Raw genomic sequence first — 20,351 nt, 5'->3', positions numbered from 1 at the left:
GCCACGCTCCCCTGGATCACTGTTCTTCGTATTTGAAATTAACCCGTTGGATAAATACTGTCCAGTCCCTGGCGCGCAGCGAAATCCCGCGAAATCCCCCTACTTTCGTCAGATGAGAATTTTAGCGCTGATGATCCGTAGCCCGGCGTGATGACACCACGCGCCAAGCCGGCGGCGTTCACACCGCCTGATGGACCGGCTGCAGCGCAGACATCTTCGCCGCGCCGAACGTGGCCGTGGACTTGCCGGTCAGCGCCGCCAGCACCAGCGCGATCATATGCTCGAGGCGCTCGTCGCGCGCCTCCTTCCTGAGCAGGTCGCGGCCGAAGATCACGCTGAGCGTCGCGCTGTTGGAGAGATAGAAAAACGCCAAGCCGGCGATCGAGATGTAGAGCTGCACCGGATCGACCGCGACGCGGAAATCGCCGCTCTCCACCCCGCGCGTCACCACGGTGCGGATCATTTCAACGAAGGGCGAATGCATCGACTTGACCTTGGTCGAGCGCTTCAAATGCTTGGCCTTCGACAGGTTTTCCGTATTCAGCAGCGCCAGGAACTCGGGGTTACGCAGAAAATAGTTCCAGGTGAAATCGATCAGCCGCGCGATCGCCTCGGGCGGATCGAGATGTTCGAGATCGAGGGTGCGTTCCTCGGCGCGGATCTTCTCATAGGCGCCTTCCAGCACCTCGAGATAGAGATCCTCCTTGTTGCCGACATGGTAGTACAGCATGCGCTTGTTGGCGCCGGCCATCTCCGCGATGCGGTCGACGCGCGCGCCGGCCAGGCCATGGGCGGCAAATTCCTGCTTCGCGGCCTCGAGAATGCGCAACCGCATTCCTTCCGGGTCGCGCTGCCATTTCAATATTCGCTTTGCCTTGGCCAAAATCGATCGCTCAGTGATGCCGAGTGGACGAATGTATCATGACACGCGGCGTTTGAGAATGAATGTTATGATGATCGTGAAGTGAACGTCCGAGCATCATCCTGCCGGTTGCAGCGCCTGCTCTCCGTCATTCCGGGGCGCGCCTCGTGGCACGAGCCCGCAATCCATCAAGCCACATGATTTATGGATGAATGGATTCCGGGTTCTCGCGGGCCTGTCATCGGGCCACGCGTTGCGCGGACCCCGTTGGGCCTCGAAATGACGTGAGGATGGAGGTCCCCCTTGGCACTGATTTGCCCGACGGCGCAAGGCCTCGCATCAAAAATATTTCTGTTTTCCAGAAGTGCAGCTCGGTGTATGAATGGCCCGTCTCACCCGCCTGAGGGGCGCTTCGCGATCGTCACGAGTGTTGGGTCGAGATGCGGTGGACACTGACTGCGTGACTGACGAGCACGCACGAGGTGGACGGCGAAATCGTGCAGGCCTGACGCCCTAGTGGCAGGTGTCTCCTTGCAAAGCGCGAAGCGCTTTTGCAAAGACGGTGACAACAAAGCCCAGTCTCGCCGGGGAGAGCACGTATAAGCCGCAAAACCATCGCGCAGGGAAAGCCGGGATCGTTCCGGTTTCACCTGTGGTCCTACCTCCCGAGCTTTCCATTTGCTCGGGACCCATGGGTGCGATCGGCGCCCGGCTTTCCCTGCGCCCTCTTCACAAGAGAGGGCGGAAAGACAAGCAAACCTCGGACGCAGTGCGCCGCGAGACTGCGAACGCATGATTCAGGCACGACGCAACGAACTCGCCTCACTCGCTCCTGCCCGGCGAAGGTTGCACCAGGACTGTCGGCACACCGCAGGTGCCGCTGCGCACCGTCATCACGCGGGTGCCCGGCTTGCGGCCGGTGCGCACCTCGGAGACGTCGACTCCGGCGGCAATGAGCCGCGCATGCGTGGCGTCGATATCGGCGACACGCCAGCAGATGCCGCGCAACCGGTCCGGCGCATCGGCATCGGCCTTGCCCGGCTTGTGCGTGACCTCGACGATCAGGTCGCCGCAGCGGAAGAACATCAGCCGGCCCCAATCCGGATGCGAGCGGTCGAGCGCCATGTCGAGCCCAAGCCGTGCGCCATACAGCGCAGCGGCGCTTTCCGGATCGGCGGTGGAGACCACCACATGATCGATCGCGGTGATCGAGGCAGGCGTCGTGCGCACCGAAAGCGGCCGCTCCTTCTCGCGCTCCAGGAAGAACATGCGGATGCCACGCGTCGCGTCGGTCGCCGCCCGCGTGCGTCGCCACGACAGCGTGGCGCCGCTGATCTCGTCGCGGCTTTCGGCCTCGGCGACGGGCTCGGGCTTCAGCGCTAGGCGGTCGAGCCGGCGATGCATCTTCGCAATATCATTGGTGCGGAAGCAGAGGCTCGCCAACCCTTCGCCCTGCGTGGCAAGCGCACTGCGGACGCGCTGCGCAGCGGCATCATCGCCGCGCGGCGCCATCAGTTCCAGTGTCGTGTTGTCGAGCGTGAACAGCACACGGTCCGCGCCGTCGCCGCTGTTGCGCCAGGCGGGCGCGCGCGCAAACAGCGTCTCATAGGCGGCGCCGGCAGCGGCAATGTCGCCGGTCAGGACGACGACGTGATCGAGACCGCTGATCATGGCCGCCGCCTCCCCGATTTTGCCGTCATTGTGTTCTCCTTACGCTGCAACCGGGAACCGCGGAGCGCGGCCGGCCGTTATGCCGAATGCCAGAATGGCCATCAATCCGTGCTCCCGCTTCATCTCTACCCGCAAATCAGGCAGGGTTGCGAATATTTTCAGCGATATCGCCCGACCAACGAGCGTTTTCGAGCGAAGTGGACACCGCTTCGCGTGAAGAAAACGAAGAATCTGGAGCTTTGGTTCTGATTTCAATCAGGACCGAAAATGCTCTAGTCTGGACCACCGGCCGGGACCACACTAAGCCACGACGGAAAGCGAATGCAGGCTCTCTTCATCGGACAGACCTATATTGACGTCACCTTCATCACCGACCACATGCCGACGGGCGACGACAAGCACGTCGCCGACGCCTACGCGGTGTCGTTCGGTGGCAACGCCGTGACCGCGGCATTTTGCTGCGCCAAGCTTGGCATAGAGCCGGACCTGATCGCCACCATGGCCAATGACTGGCTGGGGCGGATGTTTTGGGACATGGCCGACAGGTATGGCATCTCGTTCCATCCGCGCAAGGTCAACTCCTCCTCGCTCTCCTTCATCATGCCCAATGACGGCAAGCGCGCGATCGTGCGCTGCCGCGACGACCGGCACATCCATCCGTTTCCGCTGCTCAACCTGAAGGGCTGCCGCGCGCTGCACATCGACGGCCACCAACCGGACGCCGCGATCCACTACGCAAAGCTCTGCCGCGAGGACGGCATTTTGACTTCGCTCGACGGCGGCGGGTTGCGCACCAACACCCACGAGCTGCTCGAGTTCATTGATGTCGCGATCGTCGCCGAACGCCTGTGCGAGCAGATGGACAAGACGCCGGAGCAGATGCTCGACTATCTCAGGGGCCGCGGCTGCCGCGTCGGCGGCGTCACCATGGGCGAGCGCGGCCTGCTCTGGTATGACGAGGCGGGCGCGGTACGCACCCTGCCGGCGCTGCCGATTTCGCGCGAGCGCGTGATCGACACCAATGGCGCCGGCGACGTCTTCCACGGCGCCTACATCTATTCCTATCTCGTAAATCCCGGCAAATCCTGGCGTGAGCATTTCGAGTTCGCCCGCGCCGCATCGACCTACAAGATCCAGAAGCTCGGCAACGAGGCCGGGCTGCCGTCGCTCGCCGACATCGAGGCGGTCAGGCGCGAGTTCGAGATCAAGGTCTGATCGATAGTTGGGGGAAACAGCAATGCGGCGCGTCTTCGTCGCAGGCAGCATCAACATGGATGTGGTGGCGACCGCGGAGCGCCATCCGCGGATCGGCGAGACCGTGGCCGGTGATGCCATGCTCTACTTCCCAGGCGGCAAGGGCGCCAACCAGGCCGTGGCATCGGCCAAGCTCGGCGTGCCGACCACCCTGGTCGGCCGGCTCGGAGCAGATGCGTTCGGGCAGGAGTTGAGGACCTTCCTTGCCGCGCAAGGTGTCGACCTCGCCTTCGTCAAAGATACGCCCGGCACCCATTCCGGCACCGCGATCATCACCATCGCCAATGCCGACAACACCATCGTGGTGGTGCCCGGGGCCAACGCGAAGGTCGATGCCGACGACGTCGCAGCGCCTATTCTCGCCAAGGGTGACGTCGCGGTGAGCCAGTTCGAGATTCCCCTACCGGCGATCGCAGCTTTCTTCGCACGCGCCCGCGCCGCCGGCGCCACCACGGTTCTCAATCCGGCGCCGGCGAAGAAGGCCGACGCCGTGCTGCTCGATCTCGTCGACATCCTGATCCTCAACGAGACCGAGCTCGGCTTTCTCAGCGGCATGGAGCTGCGCGACGGCGACGCGCCCGCGCGCTTCGCCGAAGCGGCAAGAGCCCTGGCGCCAGACAAGATCGTCTGCGTCACGCTCGGCAAGCGCGGCGTGCTGGCGCTGGTCGAGCGCCAGCCGCTGCTGATTCCGGGCCGCGAAGTGAAAGCCATCGACACCACAGGCGCCGGCGACTGCTTCGTCGGCGCGCTCGCCTCGCAGCTCGCCGTCGGCAAGCCGCTGCGCGATGCCCTCGCCTATGCCAACATTGCCGCCTCGATCTGCGTGCAGCGGATGGGCGCCGCGCCGTCGATGCCGACGGCGAAAGAGGTGGAGGACACTCTCTCGCCACGTCGTCCCGGCGACCCATAACCACGAATGTCAAATGTTGCGCAACGCTGGAACGACGATCCCGTTCACAACACAGGCCGCGGAGTATCGGTCCCGGCCTTCGCCGGGACGACGAGGTTGTCAGGAAAGCGCGCTCTTCAGATCGAAACTCGTATCCGCCGCCTGCTCCGGCGTGATCGAACCGCCCGCGCCGAGCAGCCGGCGGCCGAACATGTGATCACCGGCGCGATTGACCGATTCGATGCCGAGCAGCGTGTCGCCGCGGTAGCAGAACGCGGAGAACTGGCCCTGCGCGCGGTCGCCGCGCACCACGACGCGGTCGTAACCGGTGGTGAGGCCAGCCATCTGCAGCTTGTCGGGGCCCTGGTCGCTCCAGAACCACGGCAAGCCGTCATAGACCTCCTTCTTGCCGGTCAGCCGCGACGCCACGCAGCGCGCATGGTCGGTCGCATTCTGCACCGACTCCAGCCGCAGCGATCCGCCGAAGCGCTTGCTGGTGTAGAGCGCGCAATCGCCGATCGCGGAGATGTTGGGATCAGCGGTCGCCAGATACTCGTCGACGATGATGCCGGATGCCACCGGCAGCCCGGCCTCCGCGGCGAGTTCGACATTCGGCAGCACGCCGACGCCGACCACGACGAGATCGGCGGGGATGTGCGTGCCGTTGCTCAGGCTGACGCCGGTGACCTTGGCGCCGTCGGCCTCGATGCCGGTCACCTGCACGCCGAGGTGGATGCGGATTCCGGCTGCCGTGTGCCGGGACTGCGAGAACTCGGAGATTTCCGCGGTCACAGCCCGCGCCATCACGCGCGAAGCCAGCTCTACCACGTCGACCTCGAGGCCCTTGCCGCGCGCGGTGGCGGCAAATTCGAGCCCGATGAAGCCGGCGCCGATGACGACGACGCGCATACCAGGCGCGAGCAGATGGCGCAGCGCCTCGCTCTCGTCGAGCGTGCGCAGATATCGCACCGCCTCGAGCTTGGCGTTCGGAATGTCGAGCAGCCGGTTCCGCGCACCAGTCGCGAACACCAGATGACCGTAGTCGAGCGAGCCGCCGGAGGCGAGCGTCACTTTGCGCGCATGACGATCGACCGCATGGGCGCGATCGGTGACCAGCTCGATCCGGTTGTCCTGGTAGAACTTGTCGGGCCGGAACATCAGGCTGTCGGGCCCACCGGTTCCCTTCAGATAGGCTTTGGACAGCGGCGGCCGCTGATACGGCAGATGCCCCTCATCGTTGAGCAGTGCGATGCGCTCGGCGAAGCCGCCCTGGCGCAGCGACGCGGCGAGCTGGAAGCCGGCGTGCCCCGCGCCGACGACGATGACCGGACCCGTCGTCATCGGAACAACCCAGATACGAGCGAGCAGGAGTGACCCATGCCGTTTTCCTCTCTGTCGATGTTAGCTTGCTTGCCCCGTCCCCACAGCGCTCGTGTCTGCGTACCGAAGGCGGGCGCCATTTGGCCTCATGGCTCGCGCCGACGCAAGGGGGTCTCGGCCAAATCGGGGCGGCGAAACGTCCAACCCGGACGCACGGGCCGGATTGCCACCTGCCCCGCCAGGGACTTAAATGGCCGGAAACAACAAGCCCAAGGTCTTCGATATGCCCGACCCCGCCTCCACCCCCGCCGCTGAACCCGCCCTGCTCCGGATCGACGGCCCGGTCGCCACCATCACGCTGAATCGGCCGGCCGCGTTCAATGCGATCGACATGTCGATTGCGAAGAAACTCGAGCAGCTCGGCGCCGAGGTCGAGGCCAACAAGGACGTCCGCGTGCTTGTGATCGAGGGCGAAGGCCGCGCCTTCTGTGCCGGCGGCGACTTGCAGACCATCGGCGCGGCGGCCGAGGCCAACACCATCGCGCCCGTCGTCGGCGAGATGCTCAAGCACTACCATGCCTTCATCACCACGCTGCGGCGGATGCCCAAGCTGGTGCTCGCAAGCGTGCACGGCTCGGCCGCCGGCGCCGGCCTGTCGCTCGCCTTCGTCGCCGATCTCTGCATCGCCGCCGAGGACGCTCGCTTCACGCCAGCCTACGCCAAGATCGGCGTCTCGCCGGATGGCGGCGGCACAGTAGGCCTCGCCGCCAGCGTCGGCCCGCGCCGCGCGCTGCAGATCTTCCTGGCCGAGGACAGCTTTACCGCGCAGCAGGCCCAGCAGTGGGGGCTGGTCGCCAAGGTCGTGCCCGCCGTCGAGTTGAAGGCGGCCACGCGGGAATTCGCGCTGCGGCTGGCGCAGAACGCGCCGGCCGGGCTTGCCGCCACCAAGGCGCTGATCCATCAGGCGCCGACCACGTCGATCGAGGCGCAGCTCGACGCCGAGCGCGACGCGATCATCGGCTGCATGAACACGGAGGAGTTCCGTGTCGCGGTGAAGAAGTTCACCAGCAAGTCGAAGTAAGGGGCCGGCTACTTGCCCTTGGCGCGCATGAAGTCGAAATCGCAGCCTTCGTCCGCCTGCAGGATGGTCTCGTTGAAGAGATGCGCATAGCCGCGCTTGGCCCAGCCCGGCGTCGTGGCCGGCGCCAGCGCGGCGCGGCGCCTCTGCAATTCAGCTTCATCGACCAGGAGGTCGATGCTGCGCTTGGCGACATCAAGCCTGATCATGTCGCCGTTCTTCACGAGCGCCAGCGGGCCGCCGACCGCGGCCTCCGGCGTGATGTGCAGCACGATGGTGCCGAACGCGGTGCCGCTCATTCGCGCGTCGGAGATGCGGACCATGTCCTTGACGCCGGCCCGCGCGAGCTTCTTCGGAATCGGCAGGTAGCCCGCCTCCGGCATGCCCGGCGCGCCCTTGGGACCGGCGTTGCGCAGGACCAGCACGTCGTCGGCTGTCACCTCCAGCGCGGGATCGTCGACCCGCAGCGTCATGTCCTCGACGGACTCGAACACCACCGCCTTGCCGGTATGTTGCAGCAGCTTCGGGCTCGCCGCCGACTGCTTGATCACTGCGCCGCGCGGCGCGAGGTTGCCGTGCAGGATCGCCATCGCGCCCTCGGACTTGATCGGATTGGCCTTGGGACGGATCGCATCCTGGCCCGGCACCTCCTCCGCGCCGGCAACGACCTCGCGCAAGGTCTGGCCGGTGATGGTCCTGGCGTCGAGATCGATGAGATCGCCGAGCTGCGCCATCAGCTTCGGCACGCCGCCAGCATGATGGAAATGCTCCATGTAATGCTCGCCAGACGGCTTCAGATCGACCAGCACCGGCACCTCGCGGCCGAGCTTGTCGAACGCCTCGAGATCGATCTTGTGGGGCGTGCGGTTGGCGATGGCGGTGAGATGGATGAGCCCGTTGGTCGAGCCGCCGATCGCTTGCATGACGATTTGCGCATTGCGGAACGAGGCCGGGGTCAGGATCTCGCTCGGCTTCGGTCCCTTGGATTTCGCCATCGCCGCCGCGACGCGGCCGCTGGCTTCTGCGGACCGGAAGCGTTCAGCGTGCGGCGCCGGGATCGTCGCGCTCATCGGCAGCGACAGCCCAAGCGCCTCCGTGAGGCAGGCCATGGTGGAGGCCGTGCCCATCACCATGCAGGTGCCGACCGATGGCGCGAGACGGCCGTTCACCGCCTCGATCTCGTTGTCGTCGATCTCGCCCGCGCGATACTTGGCCCACAGCCTGCGGCAATCGGTGCAGGCGCCGAGCACCTCGCCCTTGTGATGACCGACCACCATCGGCCCGACCGGAATGACGACCGTCGGCAGATCGGCGCTGACGGCCGCCATGATCTGCGCCGGCAAGGTCTTATCGCAGCCGCCGATCACGACCACGGCATCCATCGGCTGCGCGCGGATCATTTCCTCGGTGTCCATCGCCATCAGATTGCGCAGATACATCGAGGTCGGATGCGCGAAGCTTTCGGCGATCGAAATCGTCGGAAACACGAACGGCATCGCGCCCGACAGCATCACGCCGCGCTTCACCGCCTCGATGATCTGCGGAACATTGCCGTGGCACGGATTGTAGTCGCTGTACGTGTTGGTGATGCCGACGATCGGGCGATTGAGCGCATCGTCCGAATAGCCCATCGCCTTGATGAAGGCCTTGCGCAGGAACAGCGAGAAACCGGCGTCACCATAGCTCGTCAGTCCCTTGCGAAGTCCGTCAGCCATGTTGCAGGTTCCCGTGATTGTTTGCCGCACTAAAGGAGCCGAGGGAATTGTTGTCAATACGCGATCATGCAGCGCCGAATGGCGTCGTAAGAGCTTCGCGGACAGCGAAGACGGCGACGGTCTCGCCCGCATCGCCAACGAGAAAAAGCCGCAATAGCTGGATACGTGCCCCGCTGATCGCAGAGGAGACGGCAATGCGCCACTGGCTTTTCCTGCTTGGGTCGTTCGCCGCGTCCCTCACATTTCCGGCAGTTGGCGAAGCGGCCGACGCGCGCGCGACGCAGCTGACCTATGAGCCCTGGGCCAAGGTTTGCCTGACGCAGACAAGTTGTTTCGTCGGCGTCAGCGCGCGAGGCCAATGCTCGCCGTCGGGCGGCACCATCAGCATCTCGCCGCAGAGCAGCAAGCGCGTGCTTCTGACGGCGAATGTCGGAACCCGAACCATGCTGGAGGGCACGATCAGCCTCCGGATCGACCAGGATGAGCCGATCCAGATCGCCAAGCCGCATTGCTACACCCTGGGCTGCGGCGGCACGTACGAAGGCGACGGCGAGCTGGTCACGCGGCTGAAGCATGCGCAGGCGATCACGATGGAAGCAAAGACTTTGACGGGTCGGACGATCAACCTCTCCTTCCCGCTGACCCACTTCGCCCAGGCCTTTGACGGACCTGGAAGCCCGCAAAGCGTGAAGCAGACTCCCCACCAGCTCCCGTCGTGCGAAGACTGACTACGTCTTCCAGTCGATGACCCTTCCCGTGTCGCCGTCAAACTCCATGCTGCAGAACGAGCCGCCCTGGTAGAAGTCGCCGACCGGATCCGGAGGCAGCTTGGCCTGCTCGGCCATCGCGTGCTCGCGGAAATCCTCGGCGCGGCCGGTCGGGCGATAGCCGAGATCGTAGGCGCGGTGATTGTCCCACCATGCGCGCTCGTTGTAGGACGCGCCGTAAAAGATCTCGAAATGGATGTCGGGATGCTCGAGCCCGATGCGGCAGAGCTGAACGAGATCGTCCGGCTTGAGCCAGATCGAGAGCCGCCGATGGTCGAGCGGCTGGTCGCCGAAATTGCCGATCCGCAGGCAAGTGACCTTGAGTCCGTGCTTGTCGGCATAGAGCGCGCCGACGGCCTCGCCGAACACCTTGCTGACGCCATAGCGGCTGTCCGGCCGCGCGGTGACGTCGGTGCCGATGCGATGGTGGCGAGGGTAGAAACCGACGGCGTGGTTGGACGAGGCGAAGATCACCCGCTTGACGCCCTTCTTCCGCGCCGCCTCGAACAGATTGTAGCAGCCGACGATGTTGGACTGCAGGATCGAATCCCAGGGGCCTTCGACCGAATAGCCGCCGAAATGCAGGATGCCGTCGACGCCCTCGCAGATCGCCTCGACCTGCGCGAGATCGGCGAGATCTGCGGCCTTGAACCTTTCGTTCTTGCCGAGATCGGCCGGCGGCTTGATGTCGCTCAACAGCAGGTCCGGATAGATCGGCGGCAGCAGCTTGCGCAGGCTGGTGCCGATTCCACCCGACGCGCCGGTCATCAATATGCGTGGCATTCCGTCCCTCGTTCCTCGTGCTTGCCGTGACCGAATTGCGGTCGCGGGCCGGCAATGATAGCAAACCAACCGCCCGAGGAAACACCAAGCAAACACCATCGAAACACAACAACGAGAACAGCAAATGTCCGATGCCCATTCCGCCGGCTGGCGTCCGGCGACCTGCTATCCCGATCCGGCCATCCACGCGCTCGACCCGCGCTTCGAGAAATACTGGCTGAAACTGTCCGCGGTGGAGCGGCTCGCCACCGGCCTGCGCTGGGCCGAAGGGCCGGTATGGTTCGGCGACGGGCGCTATCTGCTGTGCAGCGACATTCCGAACCAGCGCATCATCAAATGGGAAGAAGAGACCGGCGCGGTCAGCATCTTCCGAAAACCTTCGAACTTCGCCAACGGCAACACCCGCGATCGCCAGGGCCGGCTGATCACCTGCGAGCATGGCGGCCGCCGCGTGGTGCGCACCGAATATGACGGATCGATCACGGTGCTGGTCGACTCCTTCGACGGCAAGCGGCTGAACTCGCCGAACGACGTCGTAGTGAAATCCGACGGCTCGATCTGGTTCACCGATCCGACCTTCGGCCTGCTCGGAAACTACGAGGGCTACAAGGCCGAGCCCGAGATCGACCCGAACGTCTACCGGCTCGATCCCGCGACCCGCAAAGCCACCATCGTCGCCGAGGGCGTGCTGGGGCCGAACGGGCTCTGCTTCTCGCCGGACGAGAAGATCCTCTACGTCGTGGAATCCCGCGGCGTGCCGAACCGCAAGATCCTTGCCCATGACGTATCGCCGGACGGCACGACGATTTCCAACAAGCGCGTGTTCGTCGATGCCGGCCCGGGCACGCCCGACGGCATGCGCTGCGACATCGACGGCAATCTCTGGTGCGGCTGGGGCATGGGCGATCCCGAGCTCGACGGCGTCGTCGTATTCGCGCCAGACGGCGTCATGATCGGCCGCATCGCGCTGCCGGAGCGCTGCGCCAACCTCTGCTTCGGCGGACTGAACCGCAACCGCCTGTTCATGGCGGCGAGCCAGTCGATCTATGCGCTCTATGTGAACACCCAAGGTGCGCTCGGCGGTTAGAGCGTTTTCAAGCGAAGTGGACACCGGTTCGCGTCAGAACGACTATCTCGATCCGCGTCAAGGGAAGGCAAAAATACAAAGCTCTGTCTCCAAATGTCCGACGCCGGAGCGGTGATCCACCCCGGCGCCAAAATCTCGTCTCTCGTGGATCAGCTTACGCCGCGTTGTAACCCGCGACGGCCTTGGCCTCGAGATACTCTTCCAGACCGTAGCGGCCCCACTCGCGGCCGTTGCCGGACTGCTTGTAACCACCGAACGGCGCGCTGCGCTCGTTCGGCACGCCCTGCAGATTGACGTTGCCGGCGCGGATCTGGCGGCCGACGCGGCGCGCGCTCTCCACGGTGTCCGCCGAGACGTAACCGGCGAGACCATAGGGCGTGTCGTTGGCGATCCTGACGGCGTCGGCTTCGTCCTTGGCGCCGATGATGGTCAGCACCGGCCCGAAGATTTCCTCACGGGCGATCGTCATCTCGTTGGTGACGTCGGCGAAGATGGTCGGACGGACGTAGAAGCCCTTGTTGACGCCCTCGGGCAGGCCCGGACCACCGGCGACCAGCGTTGCGCCCTCGTCGATGCCCTTCTGGATCAGCGCCTGGATCTTGTCCCACTGGCCGCGATTGACGACCGGTCCGATCGTCGTGTCGGCAGCGCGCGGATCGCCGGCCTTGGTCTTGTCGGCGACGCCCTTCGCGATCGCGGCCACTTCCTTCATCTTGGAGAGCGGCACGATCATGCGCGACGGCGCGTTGCAGGACTGGCCCGAGTTGTTGAACATGTGCATCACGCCGCCGGTCACCGCCTTGGTCAGGTCGGCGCCCTCGAGGATGACGTTCGGCGACTTGCCGCCGAGCTCCTGGCTGACGCGCTTCACGGTCGGCGCGGCACGCTTGGCGACGTCGACGCCGGCGCGGGTCGAGCCCGTGAACGAGATCATGTCGATGTCCGGGTGCTCGCTCATCGCGGCACCCACCTCCGGGCCGAGGCCGTTGACGAGGTTGAACACGCCCTTCGGCACGCCGGCCTCATGGAGGATCTCGGCGAAGATCAGCGCCGAGGTCGGGGTGAACTCCGACGGCTTCAGGATCATGGTGCAGCCGGCGGCGAGCGCGGGCGCCACCTTGCAGGCGATCTGGTTGAGCGGCCAGTTCCAGGGCGTGATCATGCCGACGACGCCGACCGGCTCGCGCACGATCACGGCGGTGCCCATGGTCTCCTCGAACTCGTACTTCTTGAGCACTTCAAGGGTATTCATGAGATGGCCGAGGCCGGCGCCGGCCTGCAGCTTTTCGGCCATCGGCAACGGCGCGCCCATCTCGTCGGAGACGGCGGCGCCGATCTCCTTCATGCGGCTCTTGTAGACCTCAACGATCTTGGTGAGCAGCGCGACGCGCTCCTCGCGGCTGGTCTGGGAATAGGTCTCGAACGCGCGCTTGGCGGCGGCGACCGCTTTGTCCAGATCGGCCTTGGAGCCGAGCGCAACCTCATACATCGCCTCTTCGGTCGCCGGATTGACGACCGGGGTGGACTTCTTGACGACCGGGTCGACCCAGGCGCCATCGATGTAGAATTGCATGCGATTGACCATCGGAAACCTCTTGTAGGGGGCGTATGGAAAGGGAACGGAAGCGTTCGGCAGGCATCCTTGCACGAAAGCCAGGCGAATTGAACCCGCCATATATGCGGGACGCGGCTCGTGCGCGCACCGCGGATATAAGGTCGCCGCCGCTCGCGTGGCAAGCCTTGCCGCCCGCCCCTCACCCGTAGCGTCACACCGCCATCTTGCGATGCCGGACCGGGGCGCCGACGGAGAGGCTTTCCGCCGCATCGATGATCGCGTTGGCGTCGATGCCGTAGTGGCGGTAGAGGTCGCCGATTGTACCGGTCTGGCCGAAATGCTCGACCCCGAGCGCTTCGACCCGATGACCGCGCACGCTGCCGAGCCAGCCGAGTGCGGCCGGATGGCCGTCGATCACGGTCACTATGCCGCAGTCGCGGCCGAGCGGCGCCAGCAACCGCTCGATATGACTCAAATGCAAATGCTGCACGCCGCGCCGGCCGCGGCCCAAATTCCGCGCTGCGGACCACCCCGCATAGAGCCGGTCGGCCGAGGTGACCGCGAGTAAACCGACGTCGCGGTGGCTTTCGCCGATCAGGCCGACCGCCTCGATCGCCTCGGGTGCGACCGTGCCGGTATAGGCGACCACGAGGTCGCAGTTCGGGCCCGGCTTGCGCAGCCAGTAGGCGCCGTCGGTAATGTCGCGCCGCAGGTCCGGCGTCATGATCCGCTGCAGCTGCTCGATCGTGCGCGTCGAGAGCCGTAAGTAAACCGACCCGCCCTCCGCGCCCTCGCGCTGCATGTGCTGGAATCCCCAGCCCATGATCACGGCAAGTTCATCAACGAAGGCCGGGTCGAACGCGGCGAGCCCATCCTGCCCGAGCCCGATCAGCGGCGTCTTGATCGACTGGTGCGCGCCGCCCTCCGGCGCCAGCGACACGCCTGACGGCGTCGCCGCCACCATGAAGCGCGCATCCTGATAGCAGGCGTAGTTCAGCGCATCGAGGCCGCGCTCGATAAAGGGATCGTAGAGCGTGCCGACCGGCAGCAGGCGCTCGCCATTGATCTGGTGCGACAGGCCGAGTGCCGAGAGCATGATGAACAGGTTCATCTCGGCGATGCCAAGCTCGATATGCTGCCCCTTCGGCGAATACTCCCAGGTGTAGGCGGACGGGATCTTCTCCTGCCGGAACAGATCGTGGTTCTCCAGCTTCGCGAACAGGCCGCGGCGGTTGACCCAGGCGCCGAGATTGGTCGACACGGTGACGTCGGGCGACGCCGTGACGATGCGCGAGGCCAGCGCGCTGTCGCCGCGCGCGAGTTCATGCAGCACGAGGCCGAAGCCTTGCTGCGTCGACATCTGCGGCGAGGCCTTGAAGGCGAGCTGCTCCGGCACTTCGATTTCAGGCGCCGACAGCCGGCGGCGTCCCTCGCGGTTGAACGGCGCCTCCGCCAGGAAGGCCTCGAGCTTCGCGGGGTCCTGCGACAGGCCCTCGAACTTGTCCCACTCATGGCCGGCGCGGATGTTCTGCGCGGCGCGCCACTTCTCCATCTGCGCTACCGTCATCAGGCCGGCGTGGTTGTCCTTGTGGCCCTGCATCGGCAGGCCGACGCCCTTGATGGTGTAGGCGATGAAGCAGACCGGACGATCGTGATCAACGGCTTCGAACGCCTCGATCATGCTCGCCATGTCGTGGCCGCCGAGGTTCGACATCAGCGCCAGCAACTCATCGTCGCTGCGGCGATCGATCAGGGCCGTGACCTGCCCCTGATCGCCGATGTCGTCCTGCAAGTGCTTGCGGAAGGCTGCACCGCCCTGGAAGCACAGCGCCGCGTACATCTGGTTCGGGCAATTGTCGATCCAGCGCCGCAAAGCCTCGCCGCCCGGCTCGGCAAACGCTTCCAGCATCAGCTTGCCGTACTTCACGATCACCACGTCCCAGCCGAAATTACGGAACATGGTCTCGAACTTGGCCCACAGCCCTTCGCGCACCACGGCGTCGAGCGACTGGCGGTTGTAGTCGACGACCCACCAGGTGTTGCGCAGGCCGTGCTTCCAGCCCTCGAGCAGCGCCTCGAAAATGTTGCCCTCGTCCATCTCGGCGTCGCCGACCAGCGCGATCATGCGGCCCTCGGGGCGGTCCTTCATCCAGCCATGCGCCTTGACGTAATCCTGCACCAGCGAGGCGAACAACGTCTGCGCCACGCCCAATCCCACAGAGCCGGTGGAGAAGTCGACGTCGTCGGTATCCTTGGTGCGCGACGGATAGGATTGCGCGCCCTTGTAGCCGCGAAAATTCTCCAGTTTATCGCGGGTCTGGTGCCCGAACAGATATTGAATTGCATGGAACACCGGACTCGCATGCGGCTTCACCGCGACGCGGTCCTGCGGGCGCAGCACCGAGAAATACAGCGCCGACATGATGTTGGCGAGCGAGGCCGAGGATGCCTGATGGCCGCCGACCTTCAAGCCGTCGGTGTTCGGCCTGACGTGGTTGGCGTGATGGATGGTCCATGACGACAGCCACAGCACCTTGCGGGCCAGCGCGGACAGCATGTCGAGGCGTTCAGGCGCGATTCCCATGGCGGAGCTCCGAGGCGATCTGACAGATGTTACCGCCGCGAGCGGCAGCGAAAATCTCAATTCCACGCGACAGCACAGGAAAAATTGGGATAAATTTCCACGATCCGGCCTCAACCTGCGAGTTCATCCCAATGCCTGCCCTCGATACCATCGACCGCAAGATCCTCAGCCTGCTCCAGACCGACAGCCGCATGACCATGCAAGAGCTTGCCGACAAGGTCGGGCTGTCGGTGTCGCCCTGCCATCGCCGGGTCAAGCTGCTCGAGGAGCGCGGCGTGATCAGCCGCTACATCGCGACCGTCGACCAGAAATCGATCGGGCTGCATGTCAGCGTCTTCATCTCGATCAAGCTCGCGCGGCAGAAGGAGGAAGACCTCAACCGCTTCGCGCGCGCGATCTCCAAATGGGACGAGGTGCTCGAGTGCTATCTGATGACCGGCAACCGCGACTATTTGCTGCGCGTCGTCGCCGCCGACCTCTCCTCCTATGAGGCGTTCCTGAAGAACAAGCTGACCCGGCTCGACGGCATCGCCTCCATCGAGTCGAGCTTTGCCTTGAGCCAGGTGAAGTATTCGACCGCGCTGCCGGTGTGAGCGCGGCTTGTTTTGGCCTCGCAGCGGTGGGGACTGGCATCATCAACACACTCGGCTGTCATACCCCGCGCATGCGGGGTATCCAGCACGCCGCGGCCTTTAGGATCAGTCACGGCTGCCTCTGGAATACTGGATCGCCCGCCTTCGCGGGCGATGACAGTTGCTGATGAGGATATGGCATCGCATTCCCGCGGCGTGAATCGCCCGAGTTTTGCCTCTCGTTTCGCCTCTCTTGAACAGAGGGCGCAGGGAAAGCCGGGTGCCGATCGCACCCATGGGTCCCGTGCAAATGGAAAGCACGGGAGGTAGGACCACAGGTGAAACCGGAAAACACTCCGGCTTTCCCTGCGCGATGGGCTACGGCTTATACGTGCTCTCCCCGGCGAGACTGGGCTTTGTTGTCACCGTCATCAGTGAGAGTTCTTGCCCCTACTGATGAGACACCTGCCACTAGGTGTGAGCTTTCAGGAGGTTGTCCATCTGGTCTGAACCGAGGAAGCTGAGGCTGCGACGCTTCAGGGTTCCCCGGAGAGACCAGATGGACATCCACAAGAATGCGCCTTTGACGCCAAAAGGTCGAGCGGCGATGGCGCGGAGCGTGATCGAGAGCGGCCTGACGAAGGCCGCCGCCGCGCGCCAATTCAATGTTACGGCGAAGACAGTCGCCAAATGGGTCAAGCGCTTCCGCGCAGAAGGCGTCGATGGTTTGCAGGATCGGTCCTCACGGCCGCATTCCTTGCCAAGCCAAACCCCGGCCGCCACATGCGCCGCTGTCGAGACGTTCCGCCGGCAGCGCCACACCGGCAAGCAGATCGCGCGCGAGGTCGGGGTCTCAGCAGCAACCGTCAGCCGGATCCTGCGCCGGCTCGGTTTGAACCGGCTGGCTGCGCTGGAGCCGGCTGAGCCGATCCGGCGCTATGAGCGCCAGCATCCTGGTGAGCTGATCCACATCGACATCAAAAAGCTCGGCAAGTTCAATCGGATCGGCCATCGGATCACCGGCGATCGACGTGGGGCGAGCAACCTGCGTTCTCGCCGTCAAGGACCAGGTTGGGAATACGTCCATGTTTGCATCGACGATGCGTCGCGGATCGCCTTCAGCCAGGTCATGAAGAACGCGCGAAAGGGCTGTGCCGTCGCCTTCCTCAAGGCGGCGGTGGCCTACTACGTGAGCCTGGGCGTGAAGGTCGAGCGCGTCATGACCGACAACGGCGCGTGCTACAAATCCGCCGCCTTCCGAAAGGCATGTCAGCGCCTCGGCCTCAAGCACATCCGCACCAAGCCCTATACGCCCAAAACCAATGGCAAGGCCGAACGCTTCATTCAGACCAGCCTGCGAGAATGGGCCTACGCGCAGGCCTACAACACCTCAACAGAAAGAGCCGCGGAGCTGCCACGATGGCTTCACCGCTACAACTGGCATCGTCCTCATGGCAGTATCGGCTCAAAGCCGCCGATCAGCAGGCTCGGATTAACCGGGAACAACCTCTTGAGGCTCCACAACTAGGGCGTCAGGCCTGCACGACTTCACCGTCCGCTTCACGTGTGCTCGTCAGTCACACGCGCCGCGTCCACCGCATCTCGACCCAACACTCGTGACGATCGCGAAGCGCCCTCAAGCGGGTGAGACGGGCCATTCATACACCAAGTTGTATTTCTGCAAAACAGAAATATTTTTGCCGCGAGGGCTTGCGCCGTCGGGCAACTCAGTGATTGGCGCTCGATCGGCCTCGGTGGAGGCCTTGCCCGCAGCAACCATTGTCGCGGTGATAAAGCAGCACCGCCTCAATCGGCGGAGATGCAGCGCCGATCAGCCTTGCCCCGCCAGCTCGCGGGCGCATAGAGAGGCTCGGGCTGCGAAGACGTTTGCGTTCGTGACGACGGCTCGTCACGCGCCACAGGCTGAGGCACCTCGCGCGACCCTTGCGCCGATAACGCCGACGCCGACCGTTCCACTGCCGTCACTTGTTTGAGGCCGAATTGCCTTGGCATGGGCTCCTCCGAATCAAGGTCTCTGCGTCGTCGATCGCAGCGTGAGCGGTTTGCAGCGCGAAGGGAAATGCTTTGTCCGGTTTCTCAACCTCTTTATGAAGGAACCTGCCCGGATATTTCCGAAGCTGGCCTTGGCTCGTCGCTACGGCATGTATGCGTGGAGATGCAGCCCGGTCTCCTCGCAGGCTTCGCAGCCGTCAGCCCAGGACCGAATTCGACGTTGGCGATCTCTGCGGAGGGGCGCGCTCGCAAACAGTTGCTTGCGATGCACACCGCGGCGGGAACCGAGCGGCGACGTGGGGTGTTGATGTTGGGCCTTGTTGAGTGCCTTGACGCGAGGTGAGAACCACCATGGCTGGAGCTGCCCGCAAACACGTGTGGTTGACGCTGGTCGCAATTCTCGCGGCCGCAGCATCGGTGGCGCTGCTTGCGGATCCTGCCCAGGCGGCCCGTGGCGGCGGACCTGGCGGAGGTCACGGCGGTGGCGGTGGTGGCGGCGGATTTCACGGCGGCGGTGGCGGCGGTTTCCACGGTGGTGGCGGCGGAGGTTTCCACGCCGGCGGTGGCGGCGGCGGATTTCATGGCGGCGGAGGCGGCGGTTTCCGCGGTGGAGGTTTCCATGCCGGCGGTGGCGGCGCCTTCCATGGCGGTGGCGGCTTCCGTGGGGGCGGGGGTAGTTTCCACGGCGGCGGGCTTCGCGCCGGTGGTTTTCATGGCGGAGGCGGCTTTCACACCATTCATCCCGCGCCTCATGCCGCCCCACGAATCGGCCGCAGCACCGGCGCGCGACAATTCCACGCCACTCGCACTCCGGGCGCGACCCACAATCCAGCCCTCACGCGCAATCCGGCCACCTCGAACGGCGTAGCCGCCGGCCGTCATGCGCCCTCCGCCGCGGTGATGCGGCACAACGCCAGCGTTGTCGGTCGCACCCTGTCCTCGCGTCAGATTACGACCGCGCTGCACAGTCCCGGCGGCTTGCGAAACCCGATGGCGCGCGCGGCGATTACGACGGCCGCTGCGGGGGCCGCGTGGGGATATCAGGGCGGAGGCTGGTGGTGGCGCCATCCACATGGCGGCTTCGGCTGGGTCGGGCCGGTGTTCTGGCCCTACGCGTACTACGATCTTTATGACTACACCTGGTGGGGCTGGGGCTATGACCCGTACTTCTGGGACTACGGCTACGGCGATATCTATGCCGGCCTGTTCGGTCCCTATGATTACGATGCCTTGAGCGGCTACGCCGATTATCTGCCGGGCCGCGGCGGATCACGGCAGGCGACCGCGCCCAGCCGTTCCGGCGGTCAGACAACAGCGACGCTCGCCGACATGTGCGGCAGCGACAGCCGCGACATCGCGGGGTTCCCGATCGACCAGTTCCGCAGCGCGATCGACCCCGACGCCGAGCAGAGCGCCGCGCTCGACGACCTCGCTGCCGCTTCGCAGCAGGCGTCCGAGATCATTCTCAATTCGTGCCCGAAGGACGTGCCGCTGACCGCACCGAGCCGGCTTGCCTCGATGCAGCAGCGTCTCGAGGCCATGCGCAGCGCGGTGGAGACGCTGAGGCCGCCGCTCGACAAGTTCTATGGGCTATTGAGCGACGATCAGAAGGCCAAGGCGACCGCGTTGGTGGCAGAGCAGCAGCGCGCGCGGCGTGAACGCGCTCCACGCGAAAACACCGTGGACACCGCGACCTGCATTGCTGCACAGCCCGCCGCCATCGAATGGCCCGGCGATCTCATCGAACGCAATGTGAAGCCGACCGACGCCCAGCGCGCGAGCCTCGACGCGCTGCGGGATGCGGCGACGAAGGCCGAGGACACCCTGAAGTCGTCCTGTCCGCCCACCGAGGCGCGAACGCCGCCGGCGCGGCTTGCGGCCGTGGAAGCAAGACTGGATACGATGCTGCAAGCGATCGGGACGGTGCGTCCGGCGCTCGATGCCTTCTACAACTCGCTCAACGACGAGCAGAAGGCCGCATTCGACGCGATCGGCCCCGAGCGCTACGGCGGCAGAACGGCGATGGCCGCTGATACCGACGAGCCACGGCGCAGTCATCATCGCCGCCACCACCATTACGGGCCCAATATCGGAGGCATGATCTTCCGGATGATGGGCTTGTGAGGCTCGTGCGGTCGGGCAGCAACCGCGGAGAAACTGTGCACCCCGATTGCTTGCGGTGGAGGGCAATCGCGTAACGG

17 protein-coding genes are annotated in these 20,351 nt (G+C 65.0%); 10 read left to right on the top strand and 7 right to left on the bottom strand.

The annotated features are described in order from the left end of the window. Positions 1-178 precede the first annotated feature (178 nt). Positions 179-883, bottom strand: a complete 705-nt coding sequence (locus tag MTX23_RS11290; RefSeq protein ID WP_280976709.1) for a TetR/AcrR family transcriptional regulator — start codon at positions 881-883, stop codon at positions 179-181. An 801-nt stretch (positions 884-1,684) separates the two neighbouring features. Further along, positions 1,685-2,533, bottom strand: coding sequence for a VOC family protein (locus MTX23_RS11285; protein WP_280976707.1), 849 nt, complete (start codon positions 2,531-2,533; stop codon positions 1,685-1,687). Between MTX23_RS11285 and MTX23_RS11280 the strand changes: the two genes are divergently transcribed. The 3 genes from MTX23_RS11280 to MTX23_RS11270 all read left to right on the top strand — a co-directional run bounded on the left by MTX23_RS11280 (position 2,513) and on the right by MTX23_RS11270 (position 4,697). Next, positions 2,513-2,782 (top strand): hypothetical protein, encoded by a 270-nt coding sequence (locus MTX23_RS11280; protein ID WP_280976706.1) that lies wholly within the window; start codon positions 2,513-2,515, stop codon positions 2,780-2,782. The two genes, MTX23_RS11285 and MTX23_RS11280, sit on opposite strands and share 21 nt — an antisense overlap. A gap of 72 nt (positions 2,783-2,854) precedes the next feature. Further along, positions 2,855-3,748, top strand: coding sequence for a sugar kinase (locus MTX23_RS11275; RefSeq protein WP_280976705.1), 894 nt, complete (start codon positions 2,855-2,857; stop codon positions 3,746-3,748). 22 nt (positions 3,749-3,770) lie between these two features. Beyond that, positions 3,771-4,697 carry a ribokinase gene (locus MTX23_RS11270; protein ID WP_280976704.1) on the top strand — a complete coding sequence of 309 codons (927 nt, stop codon included), beginning with the start codon at positions 3,771-3,773 and terminating at the stop codon, positions 4,695-4,697. 99 nt (positions 4,698-4,796) lie between these two features. Here MTX23_RS11270 and MTX23_RS11265 read toward each other — a convergent pair whose 3' ends face one another. After that, positions 4,797-6,017 (bottom strand): FAD-dependent oxidoreductase, encoded by a 1,221-nt coding sequence (locus tag MTX23_RS11265; RefSeq protein ID WP_280976703.1) that lies wholly within the window; start codon positions 6,015-6,017, stop codon positions 4,797-4,799. A 262-nt stretch (positions 6,018-6,279) separates the two neighbouring features. Between MTX23_RS11265 and MTX23_RS11260 the strand changes: the two genes are divergently transcribed. Further along, the gene (locus MTX23_RS11260; protein ID WP_280978043.1) at positions 6,280-7,077 is read left to right on the top strand and encodes an enoyl-CoA hydratase-related protein; all 798 of its coding nucleotides are present in this window, start codon (positions 6,280-6,282) and stop codon (positions 7,075-7,077) included. An 8-nt stretch (positions 7,078-7,085) separates the two neighbouring features. Here MTX23_RS11260 and MTX23_RS11255 read toward each other — a convergent pair whose 3' ends face one another. Further along, on the bottom strand, positions 7,086-8,789 hold the full coding sequence (locus MTX23_RS11255; protein WP_280976702.1) for an IlvD/Edd family dehydratase: 1,704 nt from the start codon (positions 8,787-8,789) through the stop codon (positions 7,086-7,088). Between MTX23_RS11255 and MTX23_RS11250 the strand changes: the two genes are divergently transcribed. Together MTX23_RS11250 and MTX23_RS11245 are read left to right on the top strand one after the other, a co-directional pair. Then, positions 8,788-8,946 carry a hypothetical protein gene (locus MTX23_RS11250; RefSeq protein ID WP_280976701.1) on the top strand — a complete coding sequence of 53 codons (159 nt, stop codon included), beginning with the start codon at positions 8,788-8,790 and terminating at the stop codon, positions 8,944-8,946. The two genes, MTX23_RS11255 and MTX23_RS11250, sit on opposite strands and share 2 nt — an antisense overlap. 37 nt (positions 8,947-8,983) lie before the next feature. Beyond that, positions 8,984-9,517: an invasion associated locus B family protein gene (locus MTX23_RS11245; protein WP_280976700.1), complete on the top strand. Its 534-nt coding sequence runs from the start codon at positions 8,984-8,986 to the stop codon at positions 9,515-9,517. On the opposite strand, the gene MTX23_RS11240 is transcribed toward MTX23_RS11245, so the two are convergent. Next, on the bottom strand, positions 9,518-10,339 hold the full coding sequence (locus MTX23_RS11240) for an NAD(P)-dependent oxidoreductase (protein ID WP_280976699.1): 822 nt from the start codon (positions 10,337-10,339) through the stop codon (positions 9,518-9,520). 124 nt (positions 10,340-10,463) lie between these two features. Here MTX23_RS11240 and MTX23_RS11235 point away from each other — a divergent pair, with 124 nt between their 5' ends. Then, positions 10,464-11,426, top strand: coding sequence for an SMP-30/gluconolactonase/LRE family protein (locus MTX23_RS11235; RefSeq protein ID WP_280976698.1), 963 nt, complete (start codon positions 10,464-10,466; stop codon positions 11,424-11,426). 154 nt (positions 11,427-11,580) lie between these two features. Here MTX23_RS11235 and MTX23_RS11230 read toward each other — a convergent pair whose 3' ends face one another. Together MTX23_RS11230 and MTX23_RS11225 are read right to left on the bottom strand one after the other, a co-directional pair. Then, positions 11,581-13,011 (bottom strand): aldehyde dehydrogenase family protein, encoded by a 1,431-nt coding sequence (locus MTX23_RS11230; protein ID WP_280976697.1) that lies wholly within the window; start codon positions 13,009-13,011, stop codon positions 11,581-11,583. A 181-nt stretch (positions 13,012-13,192) separates the two neighbouring features. Beyond that, positions 13,193-15,565 carry a transketolase gene (locus tag MTX23_RS11225; protein ID WP_280976696.1) on the bottom strand — a complete coding sequence of 791 codons (2,373 nt, stop codon included), beginning with the start codon at positions 15,563-15,565 and terminating at the stop codon, positions 13,193-13,195. Between the two features lie 131 nt (positions 15,566-15,696). On the opposite strand from MTX23_RS11225, the gene MTX23_RS11220 reads away from it, so the two are divergent. The 3 genes from MTX23_RS11220 (at position 15,697) to MTX23_RS11210 (ending at position 20,274) form a co-directional block, all read left to right on the top strand. Then, the gene (locus MTX23_RS11220) at positions 15,697-16,158 is read left to right on the top strand and encodes an Lrp/AsnC family transcriptional regulator (RefSeq protein ID WP_280976695.1); all 462 of its coding nucleotides are present in this window, start codon (positions 15,697-15,699) and stop codon (positions 16,156-16,158) included. Positions 16,159-16,696: 538 nt separating this feature from the next. After that, positions 16,697-17,665 (top strand): IS481 family transposase, encoded by a 969-nt coding sequence (locus MTX23_RS11215; protein WP_280976694.1) that lies wholly within the window; start codon positions 16,697-16,699, stop codon positions 17,663-17,665. An 836-nt stretch (positions 17,666-18,501) separates the two neighbouring features. Beyond that, positions 18,502-20,274: a Spy/CpxP family protein refolding chaperone gene (locus MTX23_RS11210; RefSeq protein ID WP_280976693.1), complete on the top strand. Its 1,773-nt coding sequence runs from the start codon at positions 18,502-18,504 to the stop codon at positions 20,272-20,274. The last annotated feature ends 77 nt before the right edge of the window (positions 20,275-20,351 follow it).

This window comes from Bradyrhizobium sp. ISRA436 (genome assembly GCF_029910015.1).
Lineage (GTDB): Bacteria > Pseudomonadota > Alphaproteobacteria > Rhizobiales > Xanthobacteraceae > Bradyrhizobium.
Note: the sequence above shows the minus strand (reverse complement) of the source record. Positions and strands in the feature narration are given on the sequence as shown.

What these genes read in the sequence shown, in the direction of transcription:
- MTX23_RS11285 (WP_280976707.1), bottom strand. Translation starts at nt 2,533, where the DNA reads ATGATCAGCGGTCTCGATCACGTCGTCGTCCTGACCGGCGACATTGCC.
- MTX23_RS11275 (WP_280976705.1), top strand. Translation starts at nt 2,855, where the DNA reads ATGCAGGCTCTCTTCATCGGACAGACCTATATTGACGTCACCTTCATC.
- MTX23_RS11270 (WP_280976704.1), top strand. Translation starts at nt 3,771, where the DNA reads ATGCGGCGCGTCTTCGTCGCAGGCAGCATCAACATGGATGTGGTGGCG.
- MTX23_RS11265 (WP_280976703.1), bottom strand. Translation starts at nt 6,017, where the DNA reads ATGACGACGGGTCCGGTCATCGTCGTCGGCGCGGGGCACGCCGGCTTC.
- MTX23_RS11260 (WP_280978043.1), top strand. Translation starts at nt 6,280, where the DNA reads ATGCCCGACCCCGCCTCCACCCCCGCCGCTGAACCCGCCCTGCTCCGG.
- MTX23_RS11250 (WP_280976701.1), top strand. Translation starts at nt 8,788, where the DNA reads ATGTTGCAGGTTCCCGTGATTGTTTGCCGCACTAAAGGAGCCGAGGGA.
- MTX23_RS11255 (WP_280976702.1), bottom strand. Translation starts at nt 8,789, where the DNA reads ATGGCTGACGGACTTCGCAAGGGACTGACGAGCTATGGTGACGCCGGT.
- MTX23_RS11245 (WP_280976700.1), top strand. Translation starts at nt 8,984, where the DNA reads ATGCGCCACTGGCTTTTCCTGCTTGGGTCGTTCGCCGCGTCCCTCACA.
- MTX23_RS11240 (WP_280976699.1), bottom strand. Translation starts at nt 10,339, where the DNA reads ATGCCACGCATATTGATGACCGGCGCGTCGGGTGGAATCGGCACCAGC.
- MTX23_RS11235 (WP_280976698.1), top strand. Translation starts at nt 10,464, where the DNA reads ATGTCCGATGCCCATTCCGCCGGCTGGCGTCCGGCGACCTGCTATCCC.
- MTX23_RS11230 (WP_280976697.1), bottom strand. Translation starts at nt 13,011, where the DNA reads ATGGTCAATCGCATGCAATTCTACATCGATGGCGCCTGGGTCGACCCG.
- MTX23_RS11225 (WP_280976696.1), bottom strand. Translation starts at nt 15,565, where the DNA reads ATGGGAATCGCGCCTGAACGCCTCGACATGCTGTCCGCGCTGGCCCGC.
- MTX23_RS11220 (WP_280976695.1), top strand. Translation starts at nt 15,697, where the DNA reads ATGCCTGCCCTCGATACCATCGACCGCAAGATCCTCAGCCTGCTCCAG.
- MTX23_RS11215 (WP_280976694.1), top strand. Translation starts at nt 16,697, where the DNA reads ATGGACATCCACAAGAATGCGCCTTTGACGCCAAAAGGTCGAGCGGCG.
- MTX23_RS11210 (WP_280976693.1), top strand. Translation starts at nt 18,502, where the DNA reads ATGGCTGGAGCTGCCCGCAAACACGTGTGGTTGACGCTGGTCGCAATT.